The organism is Gulosibacter sediminis (genome assembly GCF_030011715.1).
Taxonomy (GTDB): domain Bacteria; phylum Actinomycetota; class Actinomycetes; order Actinomycetales; family Microbacteriaceae; genus Gulosibacter; species Gulosibacter sediminis.
The window spans coordinates 1-255 of sequence record NZ_JASCYH010000124.1; the positions used below are offsets into that span (position 1 = coordinate 1).

At 65.5% G+C, this 255-nt stretch carries 1 protein-coding gene; it reads right to left on the reverse strand.

Annotated features, from left to right (window positions below):
• Nucleotides 1-10 precede the first annotated feature (10 nt).
• The coding region (locus QM019_RS12830; protein ID WP_282852362.1) for an integrase core domain-containing protein at nucleotides 11-255 on the reverse strand (245 nt) is incomplete at its 5' end.

A 255-nucleotide genomic window follows, 5' to 3' on the forward strand; every position in this document is an offset into this window, starting at 1 on the left:
TAGCCCGGGGTTAGGCCGCCAAGGCGACGGCTTCCATCATTATGGTCTCGAACTCGACGGGGGTCAGTCTCCCGAGTCGTCGCTGTCGGCGCTTGCGGTGATAGATGCCCTCGATCCATCTCACGATCGCGAGGCGGAGCTCGTGTCGGGTGCCCCACGGGTGCCGGTCGAGAACGTTCTTCTGCAGCAGCGAGAAGAAGCTCTCCATCGCCGCATTGTCCCCGCACGCCCCGACGCGGCCCATCGATCCGCGCA